The 17,455-nt window shown below is 54.1% G+C and carries 14 protein-coding genes and 1 rRNA gene; 1 reads left to right on the plus strand and 14 read right to left on the minus strand.

Translation table 11 applies throughout. The annotated features are described in order from the left end of the window. The 13 genes from GT003_RS30705 to GT003_RS30765 all read right to left on the minus strand — a co-directional run. Positions 1-234: ribosomal RNA gene (locus GT003_RS30705) — 16S ribosomal RNA — on the minus strand; the annotation flags it as partial. A gap of 395 nt (positions 235-629) precedes the next feature. Beyond that, positions 630-2,252, minus strand: coding sequence for an ABC transporter substrate-binding protein (locus GT003_RS30710; protein WP_161705248.1), 1,623 nt, complete (start codon positions 2,250-2,252; stop codon positions 630-632). Between the two features lie 55 nt (positions 2,253-2,307). Next, a complete protein-coding gene (locus GT003_RS30715) occupies positions 2,308-3,189 on the minus strand; it encodes a carbohydrate ABC transporter permease (RefSeq protein WP_161705251.1) in 882 nt (293 codons plus the stop codon). Positions 3,190-3,231: 42 nt separating this feature from the next. After that, positions 3,232-4,152 (minus strand): ABC transporter permease, encoded by a 921-nt coding sequence (locus tag GT003_RS30720; protein ID WP_161705253.1) that lies wholly within the window; start codon positions 4,150-4,152, stop codon positions 3,232-3,234. Between the two features lie 159 nt (positions 4,153-4,311). After that, a complete protein-coding gene (locus tag GT003_RS30725) occupies positions 4,312-5,886 on the minus strand; it encodes a response regulator (RefSeq protein ID WP_161705255.1) in 1,575 nt (524 codons plus the stop codon). A gap of 12 nt (positions 5,887-5,898) precedes the next feature. Then, a complete protein-coding gene (locus tag GT003_RS30730; protein ID WP_161705259.1) occupies positions 5,899-7,635 on the minus strand; it encodes a sensor histidine kinase in 1,737 nt (578 codons plus the stop codon). A 259-nt stretch (positions 7,636-7,894) separates the two neighbouring features. Next, on the minus strand, positions 7,895-9,010 hold the full coding sequence (locus tag GT003_RS30735; protein ID WP_161705262.1) for a glycosyltransferase WbsX family protein: 1,116 nt from the start codon (positions 9,008-9,010) through the stop codon (positions 7,895-7,897). Between the two features lie 56 nt (positions 9,011-9,066). Beyond that, positions 9,067-9,957 carry a carbohydrate ABC transporter permease gene (locus GT003_RS30740; protein WP_161705265.1) on the minus strand — a complete coding sequence of 297 codons (891 nt, stop codon included), beginning with the start codon at positions 9,955-9,957 and terminating at the stop codon, positions 9,067-9,069. 16 nt (positions 9,958-9,973) lie between these two features. Next, the gene (locus GT003_RS30745) at positions 9,974-10,924 is read right to left on the minus strand and encodes an ABC transporter permease (protein WP_161705267.1); all 951 of its coding nucleotides are present in this window, start codon (positions 10,922-10,924) and stop codon (positions 9,974-9,976) included. 147 nt (positions 10,925-11,071) lie between these two features. Next, entirely contained in the window at positions 11,072-12,796 is a 1,725-nt protein-coding gene (locus GT003_RS30750) for an extracellular solute-binding protein (RefSeq protein ID WP_161705269.1), read from the minus strand. Between the two features lie 105 nt (positions 12,797-12,901). Further along, positions 12,902-14,200: a response regulator transcription factor gene (locus GT003_RS30755; protein ID WP_161705272.1), complete on the minus strand. Its 1,299-nt coding sequence runs from the start codon at positions 14,198-14,200 to the stop codon at positions 12,902-12,904. Positions 14,201-14,218: 18 nt separating this feature from the next. After that, positions 14,219-14,431, minus strand: coding sequence for a sensor histidine kinase (locus GT003_RS30760; RefSeq protein ID WP_161705275.1), 213 nt, complete (start codon positions 14,429-14,431; stop codon positions 14,219-14,221). Then, entirely contained in the window at positions 14,421-15,932 is a 1,512-nt protein-coding gene (locus tag GT003_RS30765; protein WP_239566178.1) for a sensor histidine kinase, read from the minus strand. The genes GT003_RS30760 and GT003_RS30765 overlap by 11 nt, the downstream gene beginning before the upstream one ends. A 216-nt stretch (positions 15,933-16,148) precedes the next feature. On the opposite strand from GT003_RS30765, the gene GT003_RS30770 reads away from it, so the two are divergent. Further along, on the plus strand, positions 16,149-16,955 hold the full coding sequence (locus tag GT003_RS30770) for a DUF2935 domain-containing protein (RefSeq protein ID WP_161705280.1): 807 nt from the start codon (positions 16,149-16,151) through the stop codon (positions 16,953-16,955). A gap of 73 nt (positions 16,956-17,028) precedes the next feature. On the opposite strand, the gene GT003_RS30775 is transcribed toward GT003_RS30770, so the two are convergent. Further along, positions 17,029-17,394 carry a DUF1304 domain-containing protein gene (locus tag GT003_RS30775; protein ID WP_161705283.1) on the minus strand — a complete coding sequence of 122 codons (366 nt, stop codon included), beginning with the start codon at positions 17,392-17,394 and terminating at the stop codon, positions 17,029-17,031. Positions 17,395-17,455: the final 61 nt, after the last annotated feature.

Below are 17,455 nucleotides of genomic sequence, written 5' to 3' on the forward strand. Positions count from 1 at the left end.
CCCATCTGCAAGTGACAGCTTGCGCCGTCTTTCCCAGTCTCCCCATGCGAGGTGACTGCGTATCCGGTATTAGCATTCGTTTCCGAATGTTATCCCGGTCTTCCAGGCAGGTTGCCTACGTGTTACTCACCCGTCCGCCGCTAAGCCACTCCCGAAGGAATAACTCCGCTCGACTTGCATGTATTAGGCACGCCGCCAGCGTTCGTCCTGAGCCAGGATCAAACTCTCCATAAAAGTGGCCGAAGCCATTGTATGAATTCGCTTGTTAGCTCATTCAAAATACTAGCTTGCGAAACGTTAATTTCGCGATTTAAGACCTTTTGACAGGTCGCTCATTGTTCAGTTTTCAAGGAACAAATTGTTTCGCATTTCTCCCCAGCCTCTCGGCCGGAATTAGAATATATCATATTTCGAAATCGTTTGGCAAGCTTTATTTTCAAACTTGTTTCGATTTCGATCACCGTTTCGACGTGTCCGTCTCGGTCGGAATTAGAATATACCATGTTGGCGGATTGACTTGCAAGTTGTAAAATTTGACATATTTCTTATGCGTCTATATGGTAAGAGTCTTCTTCTGCCTCTGAATCAAAAAGCAAGCTTCCCGGACATCCGGAAAGCTCGCGCGTGTTCTACTGTTTCGCCAGGAACGCATCGATTTGCGTTTGCAATTCGGCTTGAATCTTATCGACGCCTGCCGCTGCCAGCTGCTTATTCAAATCTACGACGCCTTTATCGATGTCTTTGATCACGCCGTATTCCAGCGGAATCGCATAACGGAGCATCACGTTGCCGACGTTCGCGATTTCGGTTTTCACTTTGCTGTTGTCGAATACGAACGTCTCCAGCGGATAGTGGTACACGTTCGCTTCCCAGCCCTTCGCCAGGTCGGATGCTTCCGTCGGGAAGGCTTCGTTCTGAAGGTTCAGCGGCGAGTTGAAGTTCCAGTTCGAGAACCCCGTGAAGTTCGGATTCTTGTCGAGCGCCTTGTATTTGTCGTCGCCCACCGGTTCGTAGTGCACGCCGTTGATGCCGTACATCATCAAGTCGTGCAGCTCTTTATCGTTTTGCATGAGATCGATAAACATCATGGAGCGCTCGACGTTTTTGGAATTCGCATGAATCGACGTCCCGTTCTGCGTCGAGATCGCGACCGATTTTTTCTTGCCTTGGTTAATATCGGCCAGCGCGACTTCATAAGGAGAGTTTTCCTGGCGCATCAACGCCATAAGGGCCCCAAGCGTTCCGTTGTTGTGCGTAATCGATGCCGTCTTGCCGGCTTTGAAGTCCGCCTGATGGTCGTTCTTGCTGTTCAGCACGTTCTTCGACCAGGCATTGTGATCCGCGAGGTCTTTATAGTAGACGAGCAGATCCTTGAACTCCTGCGTCTGGTAGACGTTAAACACTTTCCCTTGCGCGTCCGATAGCTTGAACGCAAACGGGAGGTCCAGGTCGAACATGTTCCACTCGTTCTGCTGCTTCAGCAAGACGCGGTCCAGGTTGTGATATTTCCAATCTCCCGTTTCCGGCGTGAAGGGCGTAATGCCTTTCTCGTTCTGCGCGACCGTCTTCAAATACGTTGCATACGCTTCGGGGCTGTCGATGGCAGGGAGGTTGTATTTCTTGCGCAAATCCTCGCGATACAAAATAAGCTTCTCTACGGATTCCCCGTTATTCTGCGGAACCATGTACAGCTTGCCGCTCACTTTCGCTTGATCCCAGCTTACCTTCGGCATGGCTGCCCATGTTTTCGGCATATATTTGGCAAGCATCTCGTCCGTCAATTCCAAGAATCCGCCCTTGAGCGCCTGGTCGTTGTAGCCGGCCCAGTTCGCCGAGTAGATCAGATCGAAATCTTCGTCCGCCGCCAGCTTAAGCGGGTATTTCTGCGCCCATTCCGACCAGTCCAGAAACTCGCCCTCGACCGTCGCGTTGATCTTTTCCTTCAGCTTCTTATTGATCTCGGCGAAAACGGAATCATAGTCGACAGGCTTAGGGCCAACGAAGACCATTTTCAGCTTCACTTCTTTGGATGTATCGAGGCCTGCGTCCGCGGTGCCTGCGGCGTTCCCGGCGTTCGCGGCGCCGTTTCCTTCGTTATCCGCCTTCGCTGCGTTGTCGGTCTTCGTTGCATTGTCTGCAGCGTCGGCAGGCGCATTGGCATTCTTGTTTTCGTTGCTGCCGCATGCGCTCAACACCATGACGAAGGTTAAAACGAGCGTAAGCATCATCATCCATCTGGTTCTCTTCAGCATTTCGAGCCTTCCCCCTAGGTAATGGAATGTATCGATAAACCGGGCAGGCCCGGGTTCACCCTTTCACGGCGCCGATCGTCAGCCCTTGCACGAAATATCGCTGAACGAACGGATAGGCTAACAGAATCGGGCCGGTAGCCACGACCGTCATCGCCATCTTCAAGCTCTCGGTCGGAATCGACGTGGTTACGACCGCTCCCGCGCCCATCATCGCTTTTCGCATGCCGTCCATATTGCCGAGCATTTTGTACAAGTAGTATTGCAGCGGCATCAGCTTGTCGTCGGAAACGAAGAGCAGCGCGTTATACCAGTCGTTCCAGTAGGCCAGGGCAAGGAACAATCCGATCGTGGCGAGCGCCGGCTTGGACAGCGGCAGGATGAGGCGGGCGTAAATCAGGAAATCGCCGGCGCCGTCGATCTTGGCCGATTCGACGATCGCTTCCGGAATGCTGCCCATGAACGACTTCATGACGATGATGTAGAAAACGTTGAGCACCATCGGAATCACCAGGGCCAGCGGGGTGTCTTTGAGATGAAGATAATTCACGATCAGCAGGTACCACGGAACTAGTCCACCGCTGAACAGCGTCGTAAAGAAGAAGAAGAACGAGAATTGATTGCGCCACTTGAAGTCCTTTCTGGACAGCGCATAAGCGGTCATCGAAGTCAGAAACAAGCCGAGCAGCGTGCCCGCTAACGTCACGCCTATGGTCACCGTATACGCGTGGATCATCTCGTCGGGATACTTGAACAAGATGCTGTAGGCTTCCGTGGAAAACGCCGTCGGCAGGAATTGATAGCCGTCCAACGTGATTTTGGTTTCTTCCGTAAGGGATGACGATACGACAAGCACAAACGGAATGACGCATAGAATCGCGAGAAGAACGACATACACATAACCGATACCCGCGAACAGTTTACGATCGAGCTGCTTCATACCGTGACCTCCATTATGGGAACTCCTGAATCCTTGCGAGCCTTAAAACAACGCGCGGTCCTTGTCGTATCGGCGAACCGAGTAGTTCACGGCCATGATCGTCGCGAAGCCAAGCACGGACTGGAACATCCCGGCCGCGGCGGACATGCCGATATCATTCGACGTGATAAGCGATCTGAATACGAACGTGTCAATGACATCCGTCGCCGAGAATAACAGGCCGTTATTGCCGATCATGTTGTAGAACATCCCGAAATCGCCCCGGAAAATGTTCCCGACCGCCAGCAGCACCAGAATGATCACCGTGGGATACAGGTTGGGTATCGTCACCTTCGCGACTCGTTGGAATATGTTGGCGCCGTCGATTTCCGCCGCTTCGTACATCTCGGTATCAATGCCCGCGATCGCGGCGAGGTACATGACCGTTCCGTACCCGAGACCTTTCCAAGCGGAGACGAGGACGAGAATATACGGCCAATAGGCAGGCGTATTGTAAATATCGACCGGCTCGAGTCCGAGGCCCCGGAGCAGCGCGTTCACGGTGCCGATATCGTAATTCAAGAGGTTATAGGCGATCGCGCCGACAACGACCCACGAGATGAAGTAAGGCAGAAACATCGCCGATTGGGCGATTTTGCGGAACCACTTGCCGCCGACCTCGAACAAGACGATCGCCGCCGCGATTTGCAGCGCATTATTGACGACGATGAACGCGATATTATACAACGCCGTGTTTCTCGTTACGCGCCAGGCATCCCCCGATTCGAAGAAAAAGCGGAAGTTGTCGAGCCCGTTCCAAGCGCTCCCGAATATGCCTCCGGCGTAGTCGTAATGCTTGAACGCGATAATAATGCCGGCCATCGGGATATAAGCGAACAGGACATAAAACAGGACCGCCGGCGTCAGCATGAGCAGGATGACCCTATACCTTTTCAAATCGTTCCAAAACGGATGTCTATTCATCTGGGATCGCCTCTCTTCTCTATATCTCTCATTATAAAAGGCAGGCTGCGGCGAGGTAATTCAGCGATTCAACTAAACCTAATACTAATTCAACGATTCCGCGCAATAAAAGAAGCCCATGTTCTCCGTTCAGAACATGAGCCCCGCAAATAAATGCATTTAAATCTTGTTTCTCTTCCGGTACTCGCCGGGCGACATGCCCATATGCTGCTTGAACTGCCGATTGAAATAGATAATGTTCTTGTAGCCCGCTTGCTCCGCGATCTCGTATACCTTCTTCGTCGGATCGCCGAGCAGCTCGCATACCCGCTTCATCCGCAGCTCATTGAGAAAATCGCTGAACAGGCTGTTGGTCTCGGCCTTGAACAGCTGACCGAGATAGTTGGGCGTAAAGTCGAAATGCGCGGCGATTTCGTTCAGCGTGATTTTGTGCTCCAATCGTTCTTTCACGTATTCCGTGATCGCATCGATCAGCTTCCGCTTCTGCCGCTGCCGCTTCAGGTACAGCAGCTCCGACAGCTCGAAGAACCTTCTTCTCAGCCACGAGAGAATATCGTGCATCGTCTCGAACTGGAACAGCACGAACGGTTGATGGGAATCCCAGTTCAAGATGTCGTACAAATGCTCGTTCATTTGCCGCAGGTCCGCATGAAGCTTCGAGGTCATGCGAATGATGATCTCGTAGATGTCGTTCTTCCGGGAGACCAGGCCTTGCCCGGCAAACAGCTGCAGCAAGCAATCATCGATAGTCGTCAGGTCGTAGTCGAGCATGGCCTTAAGCATCCTGTCGACGACTTCCTCGACGTCCGAAGCGATTTTCTCTTGGGGATGCCACTCCGAGGCATCTTGAATGAGCCGATTCTTCCCTACGATCCATTTGATGCTCAGCGCGGCCTGCGCCTGACGGTAAGAGTCGTGCAGCTTGTCGAGCTCGGTCGCGTACATCCCGCTGCCGATCGTAAGCGAGAAGGAGAACGCCTGATTGAACGCCCCGATCAGCTCTTCAAGCAAGGGCGCGAAATAGGGCTCCTGAACGGCAGCCAAGACGACGAATCGATAGTCGTAGGTCGTGATGACCATACCCGCATGACGATCGTGGGCAAATGTCCGAATAAACTGACTGGCGCGGGCGGTCCATATCCGCTGCTCTTCCTGCGTCCAGGACTGGATCTTCCACGCCATGTCGTCGATCTCGATGACGGCGACCGCCGAACCGCTCTGCAAATACGGTGCGAGGAAACCCTGAATATGCTTCTCGGCATGCCCGGGAGCGGCCTCGTTAAACCAGCGCAGCAGCAGCTCCTGATTAACGAGCGTAAGCGTCTCCGACAAGGAGATATGCTGCTTGCGCTCCTGCTCGATCTTATCGCAGAGCTCGGTCAGCATTCGGTTCAGCTCTCCGTTATTGACGGGCTTCAGCAAATACCCCGACGCGTTCAACTGAATCGCCTCTTGGGCATAGTGGAAATCCTGGAGGCCGCTAATAAAGAGAATATGGACCTCGGGATTCATCTCCTTCGCTTTTCGCGCGAATTCCATGCCCGACATAATCGGCATTCGGATATCGGAGAGAATGATGTCGATCCGATGCTGCTCCATCATTTTCAATGCGGCGAATCCGCTCGCTGCCGTTCGCACGCTATGCAAGGGCAAATGCCCGCTGCCTGCCACTCGGCGCCTCAACCATTCCAAATCGACGGCTTCGTCGTCCACCAACAGAACGTTAATCTCCATGTCTAGTTCCCCCTACGCGCCCTGGACTTCCCGGATCTCTTCATTATCGACCGGCAGGATGATTTGAACGGTCGTTCCCGCGCCGAAATAACTGCCGATCTGAATGCCGAAGTCATTGCCGTATCGCAGCTTGATTCGTTCTTCCACGTTCTTCAGCCCGTAGCCGTCCGAACGGAACGTGCTTAACCGCATGTTTCTGATCGTATCCGGGCGCATGCCGATTCCGTTATCGATGACTTTGAGCTCGATGCGGTCGCCGAATCGCTTGCCCGTAATAATGATCGCGATCGTCTCCCCGAACCAGGCGTGCTTGAAGATATTCTCCACGAACGGCTGCAGGATCAGCTTGATGATGGGAACCTGCAGAATCCCAGGGTCGATATCGTAATGCACCTCGAAAGCGTCCGCGTATTTGACCCGTTGGATTTCCAGATACATCTTCACCTGCTCCAGCTCGTCCTCGAGCGAGATATACACCTGACCTTCGTTCAGCGTCAGCCTGTAAAATTTCGCAAGGCCCTGCACCATGCTCGTTACCTTCTCCGCTTCCCCCATATTGGCGAGACTGCCGATCGTGGACAGCGTATTATACAGGAAATGCGGGCTGATCTGGGCTTGAAGCACATCCAGCTCGGCCTGTTTCTTCTGAATGCCCTGCTCGTACACGTTGCGAATCAGTTCCTGGATGCTCGTCGCCATCTGGTTGAACGAATTGGATATGTAGACGAACTCGTCGTTCCCGGAAAACCCGATTCGTTTATAGAAATTCCCTTCCTGAAACGAGCGGACCAAGTACACGATGCGCTTGATCTTCTTGCCGGACAGACGGGCCACCAGGAACCCGATAAACGCCATTACCGCGAAGCTGATGGAACAAACGGCCGTGATCGCGAACTGCATCCTGCTCGCGTCTTTGTACAAATACGTGTGCGGCACCCTTACTTCGATGACGTAGTCGGATAACGGAAGCTCCTCGCTTATGACGAGATACGAGCCTGCTTTCGCTTGTTCGTTCACCTTGCCCTGTTCGTACATCTTGAGCCCCGAAGCCCTGTCGATCAAACGAAGGTCGATACCCTGCTCGATCGGAAACGAACTGAAATTCCCGAACAGCTCGTCGATCCTCGCCGTGACGCGAATATAGCCGATGACGGCAGGACCCACATTGGAAGAAACGAGCTTCCGGAAATAGGAGATATTGCTCAGCTCCCGATCGGTGTCCGCTTGAAGCCACACGCTGTCTTCGTTGCCCGCCACGATGGACTTGAACCATTCCTGCCCTTCGATAGCCTGCTCGGACAGCACGTAATAATCGCTTCTGCCGATCGGTTCCGACATCTCGTCGCCAGTGATATCAAGCATCGTCTCATTGAGAGAATAGAGCACCAATCTCAGCTTGTTGCCGTACAGCTGCAGCGGAGCCTTCATGTAAGGAACGATATCGTCCCTCATCTTGAGCATGTTCTCCAAGGGCTGCCCCCTGAACTGAAGCGCGTTCTGAAAGGTCGTATTCAGGAACAGCGAATTGGTCATGCGCTCGATCTCGTCGGTCTGGTAATGGATATTGCTCATGGTCTGCTTCAATGCGGTCCGGACGTTCGTCTCCGCCATCTCCGTCCTGGATTGAATGAGCATCGTGTAGGCGATATAGCCAACCAGCATGTCCGTCAGGAGGACAAGGACGAGATAAGGAATCATCATCTTGTATGTAAACGGGATATACTTTTTATTCGGCCGGGACCTGTCCATGCGCATTCTCCCTTGCGTCGGTGTAGGCGATAGCGGCTGTCCGCCAGTCTCATCCATTCTACAATGAGATGAAAGCGGTTACTAGCGTTTGCGTCTTGGAAAACCCGCCCTGCACGAAAAAGGCCCCGAGGGATAGACGATTGGTTTGCGCGTACAACCGAGGTTGTACATGCAGCATTCGTCTGGATAACCCTCGGAACCGTTCATGATCAAGCTTTAAGATACTGCATTATTCTATTCCATCGGATGCTTTGCCCCATTAATCCTTGAAGGTTTGCTTCACTGCCTCGAGGTAGCCATAACCATACAAATCATCCGGTTGAAGATAGCTGGTTTCCGTCCATTCGTTCCAGCTGTTAATGGTGATGAGCGGGCGCTGTTCCGGATGCTTGTCCGCATACTCCTTGGCCAATTGAAGCGCCTTCCGCACCTTCTCCGGCGTGTTCTGCTTGACGATGCCTGGACGGAACTGCTGGAATCTCGGATTGTTATCCCAGCCGATGGAAATATGCGGGTAATACGGAATGTCGTAGGTTTGGTCGATGCGCTCCCATTCCTGAACGACGTCCTTCATGATCTCCTCATAGTCGCGATCGATATCGGCAAAATGCACGAACTGATAGTGGGACATGCTGTCGAAGCCCAGCAGCGAGACCACCTCGCCGGTAGTCGCTTCCTTGCCGCCGTCGACGCCGCTCAGATTGAAGTTCATCTCGCTCCACATCGTCAGCTGCAGATGAAGACCCGGAAGCCCTTCCTCGACCGCCCGGCTGCGGAACCAATCGAGCGCTTCTCTCGTCGCGGCCGCTCCGCCCAGACCCTTCATCAGATTCGCCAGGTCGTAAATCATAAATACGGGCTTGTCGTCGATCGTATAGTAGGAAGGATGCTTGAAGTATTCGGTAATCAACCGGTTGGCGATCCGCTCGAACTCGGGGCGGTCCACCGACGCATCCCAAATGACCGTATCCTGCATATGGGAAAGCCGAATATCCCACGTATGATTAACGTCGTGATTCGCCCACATCAAGTAAAATTTAACCCTGTCGTTATTTCGCGCCTTTAAGTATCCGTCGTTTAGGCATTGCTCCAAGAACGGACGCCTGTCGTACCAGTACCAGTCATAGATGAACACATTGACGCCGTGGTCTGCCGCGGCATCGATCTGCATCTCCATTACATACGGATCCGCTTCATTGACATAGCCCCACAGCGGCTTCCTCGGCCAATCGTGTTCCGGAAATTTCTTCACCGCGTTCTTGACGGACTGCCACTCCCCGATTCCTTCCGGCCAAAACATTCTGGTTCTCGGTTCGTCGCCCGTATAAGCCGGCCAGACATACGCCGCTACATCATAGCGATTCGAATTCTTCATGCGAAGCCCTCCTGATCGATGTATGTGTACGAGAAGCAATGATTTCCAAGTTGAGATTAACCCTTCACGCTGCCCATGACAATACCTTTCATGAAATACTTCTGCAGGAACGGGTAGACGGCCAGAATCGGGGCGGCCGCAATGAAAATCTGCGCGGACTTCAACGTTCGGTCGGACACCTGGGACAGCGCTTTGAGCTCTTCTTGCGAAGCGGTCGTGAACAGCGACATGTCGCGATTGACGATGATGGTCTGCAGATAGGATTGCAGCGGGTAATGGTGCGGCGAGCTCATCAGAATCAGGCCGTCGAACCACGAGTTCCAATGCCCGACGCAGGTGAAGAGCACCAACGTCGCGAGCGCCGGCTTGGAGAGCGGCAGATAAATCCGGCCCAGAATGGACCAATGACCCGCTCCGTCGATGAAGGCGGATTCGCCGATTTCCTTCGGGAGCTGACGGAAGAAGTTCAGCAGGATGAGGACGTTGAATACGGGGAGCGCGCCCGGCAGAATGAGCGCCCATACGGAATCCATCAGGCCAAGCTGATTAACCGTCATGTACCAGGGAATGAGCCCCCCGCTGAAGATGATCGTGATGAACAGGTACCATGAATACACGTTCCGGCCAAACAGATCGCCGCGCTCCTTGGATAACGGATAAGCCGCGAATATCGTTAGCAGCATATTGACGGACACGCCGAGCGCGACCCGCTTCAACGTCACCAGGAAGGAGGCGAGAAACTGCGGATTGTTCAGCGCGTATTTGTACGAACTGAGGTTGAATCCGACCGGCCAAAGCGTTACCTGACCGGAAGCCGCCGCCGTGCTGCTGCTGAAGGATACGGCAAAGACGTGGATAATCGGGAAAATGCACAGCAGCGCACAGGCGACAAGGAATACATAGTTGAAGCCTTCGAATAGTTTGCCGCCAAACGATCGGTGATGCATGATGTCCGCCCCTTTGTCAGAATATGCGATAGCCCGCGAATTTGGAGGCAAGCTTGTAGCCCGTGACGATGAAGATAAACGACACGACCGACTTGAACAGTCCGACCGCCGTAGCAACGCCATATTGGCTGTTCAGCAATCCGATCCGGTAAACGAACGTATCCAGGATGTCGCCGGTCTTGTATACGACAGGGCTGTACAGGTTGAATACTTGCTCGAAGCCCGCGTTCAGCACATTGCCGAGACTAAGCGTCGCCATCAGGACGACGATGGGCATAATGCCCGGAATGGTGACATGCAGCACTTGGCGAAACCGGCTGGCGCCGTCCATGATCGCCGCCTCGTAGAGGATGGTGTTAATCGACGTGATCGCCGCCAGGTAGATTATCGTTCCGTACCCGAACTCCTTCCAGACATCCGTCACGACCAGGATATAGGGAAACAGCTTCTCGTTGGCCAGGAAAAACACCGGTTCGATGCCTAGGCCCTTCAGCATGAAGCTGATGATGCCGTCGGTCGGGGACAAGATATCGATCAGGATGCCCGACAGGATGACCCAAGACAAGAAGTGCGGAATATAGATCAACGTCTGGATGGAACGCTTCACGAAGCTGCGCCGAACCATATCCAGCAATATCGCAAATACGACAGGGACGACGAGCCCGAATACGATCTTCAGCAAGGCGATAAAGATCGTATTCCACAGCACCTGCATCGTCTCCGGCATGGCATAGACGTAGTCAAAGTTCTCGAGGCCGACGAATTTGGAATGGAAGAACCCTTTCGTCGGATTATAGTTCTGAAACGCGATCAGAATACCCGCCATCGGATAGTAGCTGAAGATCGCGACCAGCACGATACAGGGAAGCAGCATGAGGTGCATCGGAAGCTGCTGCTTGAGCTTCGCCGCGGCGCGCGCGCGTTTGGTAGAACCGCCGGTTCGGGCAGCGCTTGGTCTAATCGCCATTCCCCTTACACTCCTTGTTCAAGTAATCGCCGGTTGAAGGAAGGCTCGCCTCCTTCCAACCGGCTCCTTTGCCGCTGACTTGCTTAGCTGCGTTAACTGACTAGGCTGTATAGCCTTGATTGGCTGCTGAACCTTAGCTGCCGTATCTTACTTAGCTGCGTTTACTTCCTTGGTGATATCGTCCCCGCCGAGCTTCTTCCACTTCGTCACGTAAGCGTCGAACTCGTCGACCGGCGCTTTGCCCATGATGATTTTCGTGAACGTTTCGGCGCGCATTTGGCTGAGCGTCGCTCCCTTTTGCGTCGCCGACTCCGTATCGGCTTTGATGTAACCGTTCTGCAGGAAGAGGCTGCCCTTCTCGTAGAAGTCGATGACGTTGAACGCGCTGTTCTCCGGACCGGACCAGGCGAAGGCGCTCCACAGCTTGTTGTCGCCGGCTTTGTACTGCTCGATCTGTTCCACGTTATCCTTGACCCAGTAATTTTCCTTGACCGATTGATCCTTGTCGTTGAAGTACTTGTTCACGTTCTGATGAATGAACAAGTTCTGCTGCGGGTAGAACGACGTCATCGTAGCCAGCGAGAAGTTCTGATCCGGCTTGGTTTCCTGCTCCCCGTTCTTGCCGTGATAGATGGGATCGAAATCCGGGCTGAGCGCAGGGTCTTTGGCGTAGAAATAGTTGTACAGCTTGATCGCCGCTTCCGGATTCTTCATATTCTTGTTCACGACGTAGAACGTGCTCGCGGAACCGTTAATCATCGGCTTGGCGGATTCGCCGTCCACGGAGACGATCGGGAATGCCTGCCAATCCGCTTTCGGATCCTTGTTCTTCGAATCCTGCAGCGGGTAGAACGGATTCCAATGCTGGCCGAATTGCATGCCGACCTTGCCGGCCGTTACCGACTCGGCGACCTTCGCGGAATCCTTGACGGAGAATTCCTTGTCGATATAGCCGTTCTTGTACATCTCCGCCACTTTGGCGAGCGCGCTCTTGACTTCGGGCTGAATGCCGCCGAACACGAGATTGCCCGACCCGTCATCGATCCAGCCGTTCGCGTACGCATGATTGCCTTCGAAGAAACCGTCGAGTCCGGCGAATCCGCCGAACAGGTCCTTCACGAGCCCCAGTCCGTAAGTATCGTCGGCGCCGTTCTGATCCGGGTCGTTCTTCGTGAACGCCTCGGCGATCGCCATGACGTCGTCGATCGACTTCGGAGGCTCGAGGCCGAGATTCTTCAGCCAATCCGCCCGGATCCATATCATCGATGCGCCGTCGATCGCGCCGTTCACTGCCGGAAGACCCATCAGCTTGCCATCCACGGTAGCCTGATCGATGCCGATTTGTTTGTCGGCGTCCATCATTTGCTTCGTGAACTCGGAGGCGTTCTCGTCGAACAGCTTCGTCAGATCCATGGCTACGCCGCTGTCGACCAGCATCTTGAATTGGCGCGGGTTGGCCGGAATAATATCCGGCAGATCGTTGGCGGAGATCGCCACGTTCATCTTCTGTTCCATCTGCACGCCCGGAACCGTCCAGAGGTATTTCACCTTGATGCCCAGCTCCTTCTCGTAGCTGCGCGTCCATATATTGTCGTCCACGACGTCCGGTTTGATCGTGACGGCTTTCTGCACTTGATCGCTCAAGCCCATGACCGATGTCACCGTAATCGGAGGATTATAGATGCCCTTCGCATCTTCTGTATTCGAGACGGTCGCTTCCCCTTTGTTGTCATTCGAAGTATTGCTTGCTTTGGCGGAATTATCGTTGGCGTTGTTCGTTGCAGCGTTATCTCCGCAGGCCGATAGAACGAGAATCGCTATCGCCAGGACGGAAATCAGGGATGCTTTCGTGCTCAAAGCTTTCTTTTCCATGCATGTTCCCCTTTTATCGTTTTTTTACAGTGGCCGCTGTGTTTCCATTATAGAAATTGCTGAAGCGCTTTCATACCATCATTTCTTTACGCCCGATTCATTTGTTTACCTGCGGCAGGCATCCCTGAATTCTTGCGGGGCGAGACCCGTCAGCTTCTTGAAGGACCGGGCAAAGTTCGAAGCCGAACCATATCCGAGCGATGCCGCGATATCGTTGATGCGGTTCTCGGAGTCGGCCAGCAGCTGCTTGGCCCGTTCCAGCCGGACCGTCTGGATGAATTCGGACAGGTTCAAACCTGTCTGCTGCTTGAAGAAGCGAGATAGATAGGTGGGGTTGAAATGAACGAGATCCGCCAGCCGCACGAGCGAAATATCGTCATGCAGATGCGCATCGATGAAAACTTTGACTTTGGCGACGATATCCTGGGACCGCGCCTCCTGCTTATCGGTGCGAAGCATCTCCGTCCCCGCGCCGAACCGGGAATCAAGCAGGAGGGCGAGCGATTGATGGACGCCCGACATCTCCGCCCACTGCAGCGTCTCCGTGCGGACCGCAAACGAAACCGTTCGCCCCGTCGTCTCCTTGGCTGCCCGCTGAATGGTCTCGAGCGTCTCGCGAATGAACAATCCGATCTGCTCGTTACGCTGGACGGAGTTATCCGTCCTATCGCTTGCCGGCTTCATCTGCAGGAGCCAGACCATGAGATGGGAACCGGATGCGGTCATCACGCTTTCCACGAGCGGCGAGAAATACTGCTCGGCAATAAGGCGGATCGTCTCCACGGCTGCCTTCCTGGCCATATATCCGGATGGGACCGGGGGGAATAACGCGTCGAAGCGGCAGACGGCCATCCAGATCGGCTCATGGGGATCAATCGGCATGCCGAGCCGTAACAGCTCTTCGGCAATCTCTGGACCGGCCTCCATCTCTCCGTTCAGCGCGAAGCCCAGCAGGTCCTGGAGCGTCATCTCGTTCAGCGCGCGAAGCCTTTCCCGCGCCTCGGCGATCAGCGCTTCGGCTCGAAGCGACCGCTCGATCTCCGCTATGGTCTGCTCTACGGCCTCCATGACTTTGCCGTATCCTTCCGTCTTCAGAATATAACGGACTGCACCGTACTCCATGGCGCGGTGCGCATAGTCGAACTCCTTGTATCCGGTGAGAAAAATCACGCGGCACGAGGGCCAGCTGTTCTTCACATGGTGAAGCAGGCCGATTCCGTCCAGGCCGGGCATGCGAATGTCCGATAGGATCAGATCGACTTTCATCCGGCCTAACAGCTCGAGCGCCGCCTTGCCGGAATAGACGCGATGCACGTCCAGTTCCCACTGGCCGCATGCCTTGAATTCTTCATACAAGCCGTCCGCGATAATCGGTTCATCGTCGACAATCAGAAGTGTATACATCGGATTCTCCTTCATCGTTCAAATGGTTGTCAGCCGAATCGTGACGACGACGCCGAACGGACCGCTTGCAAGGCTGAGCCCGCTCCGCTCGCCGAGAAGCAGCCGGATCCGCCGGTGGATGTTGATCAAGCCCGTGACTTCCGCCTCTTCGCTCGATTCCCGATCGGACTCGAAGCTTCGGAGCTGCTCGTCCGTCATCGGCGCGCCGTTGTTCGCGATTTCAATCCGCAATCCGTCCTGCTCCGGAGCAAACCGGACCTGCAGCAATCCGTTCTCCTCCAAATTCTCCAGGCCATGTTTCGAAGGCATTCTCCAGAATGGGCTGCAATATCAATCGCGGCACCTTCTCCTGAGCGTAGGCCGGCGGCAGCTCCTCGAACGCCACCCGGATGCGGTTGGAGAATCGGATGGACTGGATGTCGCAATAGGTTCGCGCGTGGCTCACTTCCTGCTCCAGCGTCACCTCGTCGGATGCATTTCGCGTGACGAATTGAAAATACTCGCCCAGCTGCAGCTGGAATTTCATTAACTGCTCGTACTCGCCGCGCCTCGTCATCGTGTACAGGATGAAGAAGCTGTTATAGAGAAAATGCGGATTGATCTGGGTTTGCAGCTGCTTCAGCTCCGCCCGTTGAACCATGATGGTCTGCTTGTAGTTCTGGTCGATCAGCGACCGCAGCCGCCCGAGCATCGAATTGAAACGGTCGTAGATAAAACCGAACTCGTCTTCGAAACGATGGCCGATCGCGAACTCCATATCGCCGTTCTCAAGCCGCCTGAACCCTCTCATCAAAGTGTGAAGCGGCATCCGGATAAAGCGAAGAATCGCCAGCGAGAATAGAATAATAATCAAGAGAACGGCAATCGAAAGGAGCCAGAAGGAGAATTCGTATTTCCCGAGTCCGGCAAACAGCGTGCTCTCCGGAATATAGCTGACCAACGTGAGACCGAGGTAGGCCGACGGATGGTAAATATACAGGTAATGCTCTCCCTTCACTCGGATCGAACCGCTGCCGCTATCGGAAGTGCCCGCGAGCGAGCGGATTCGTTCCTGCGTCGGCGTCACCTGGTTGTCCGATATCAACAGCTGCTTGCGAGCATCCATAAGGAATGATCCGCTGTTCTCGTTCAGATTGAATTGCTGCAGGGATTGCTTGAATTGAGGGAGGGATAGCTTGATCTGCACCGCATATAAAGGCTGCGGGCTTTTCTTGCTATAGTTGGGCGGGAAGTACGCGTTAAGGACAAGCTGCTGCTCGCTGTAGATAAGCTGGGAAGGCGTTGAATTATCGAAGGCCGTCATCCGTAACGAATCCGCGCTTTGGAAGTCTCCTATGCTGCCTTCCGCGGGAACCGTCCGCCCGATTGACGGAATGTATGCGGTTACATTTTCGATGTAATTGCTGCCGTTCTTGATCGCGCTCAACCGCTGCTGCAGCTTGTTCAGATAGTAGCCGCGTTCGTAATTGTCCATGAACGGATCGCCGTTGGCCAGCCGGTTAATATCGTCGTTGTAAAGCGTATCCGACTGTACCAGCTTGAGCCGCTGAATCTCCTGTTCGAGCTTATCCAGATAGTAGGACATCTGAGCGGCCTTCGTATTGAGGATTTCTCTCTTGATCGCGGTTACGCCCCACTTGTACATGCTGATTCCGATGCCGTACAGCGGCACCATAATGATCAGAAAGGTTAGAACAAGCCGCACAAAGATCGATCTTCGCCAAAACCTCATTGCCTTCAAATGGGCATCCCCCTTCTATTCGTGAACTATTCCCTCCCTTATTAAGCCATAAATCGTCGCAAAAGCACATCCCGTTAGCATACACGGCAGACCGGAAACTAACCTTCCGGTTAAGCCGCCGTTGTTTAGGCATCGGACTAGGACTAGACTCGCGGACATAGGGTGGATAGTGGACGGAAATGTCATCTGAAAAGGGGAGCTGCCGATATGAGCTTTGAGGATGGCGCGCGCTTCGAACTCCGATTCTGGCTGCAGGTATTCGGCGATCATGCGAGGTTTATCCGCGATGCGCTGGCTCCGGGCGAAGCCGTGGAAATCGCGCGTGCGCAGCAGTTCGTTCAAGCCTTCGATCAACTCTTGTCTTCCGCGCGGCAGAACTTGAATCGCGAAGGCATTGCTGCCTTGCTTCAAGCCGTCGATCCTTGGATCTCGCAGCTTCGCGCCTATAAACTCCACTTGCTGGAAAGATCGCTGACAGGAAATATCGTCATTGGCTTGGCCCCGACCTTCCTGAGTCACATGGTCAATGAGCTCGAGGAGGCGATGCGCGTATTCGCGGCACTGAGCCGCGGCCAGCTTCCTCCTCCGGGACCGGCAATCCACCAGCATTTATTATGGCTTCAGGATGCGGTCGGCCACGCGGGCATTTTGTCGGGCGATTTTGATGCAATCGAGCGGAATTGGAAAGACAAGAGCGGGGAATTCGAGCTCTACTTTCAAAACTGTTATCTCAAAGCGATCGAGCTTGCGGGGTATATGCGCACGAACCTGACGGATTTCCCTGCTTTGCGCCGGTTTAACCAGGAAGCGAACACGATCATGCTTCTCTTCATGAAATTTTTGACCGAAATCGAAGAACTCACGGCAACCAAAGAGCTGCTGGGAACGTTAACGCAGTTAATCCCCGATCATATGTATCGGGAGGAGTGCTATTATTTGACCAAACTCTCTCAGGCTGCCGCCGGCATCCCCCGTCCGGATTGCGATCCTGCCAAACCTAGAGCGGGGAACTAGCTCGGTATTGCCGGCAGTCCTATTGCGTTCAACGAGAAAACGGCAGCTTTATCGGCTGCCGTTTTCTTGTGTTTCATTGCCAAGCGATCATGACGGCGATCAGCGCCGCCAAGGCGGGAACCCCCTGAATATAGAGAATGGAACGCTGGGCGGTCAGTCCTCCGAAGAGGGCGGCGGCGATTACGCAGACGAGAAAGAACGCCTGAATCTGATAGCCCGTGCCCGACTGCGGGTGAACCAATCCCCATACGAGCCCGGCCGCCAAAAATCCGTTGTATAATCCTTGGTTGGCGGCAAGGGACTTGGATGCCCGCGCGAAGTCGGCCGACGTTCCAAACCGCTGCATCGTGCGGGGAGCGGTCCAGAAGAACATCTCCAGAATCAGAATATACAAGTGCTCCAAAGCGACAATGCCTACTAAGATCGCTGCTGCTATCATATCGAAATGACTCCCATCGCCTAAGATCCTTATCGGTCCGTTCGCTCCACTCTACCACATT

The organism is Paenibacillus sacheonensis (genome assembly GCF_009909195.1).
GTDB classification, from domain to species: domain Bacteria; phylum Bacillota; class Bacilli; order Paenibacillales; family Paenibacillaceae; genus Paenibacillus_Z; species Paenibacillus_Z sacheonensis.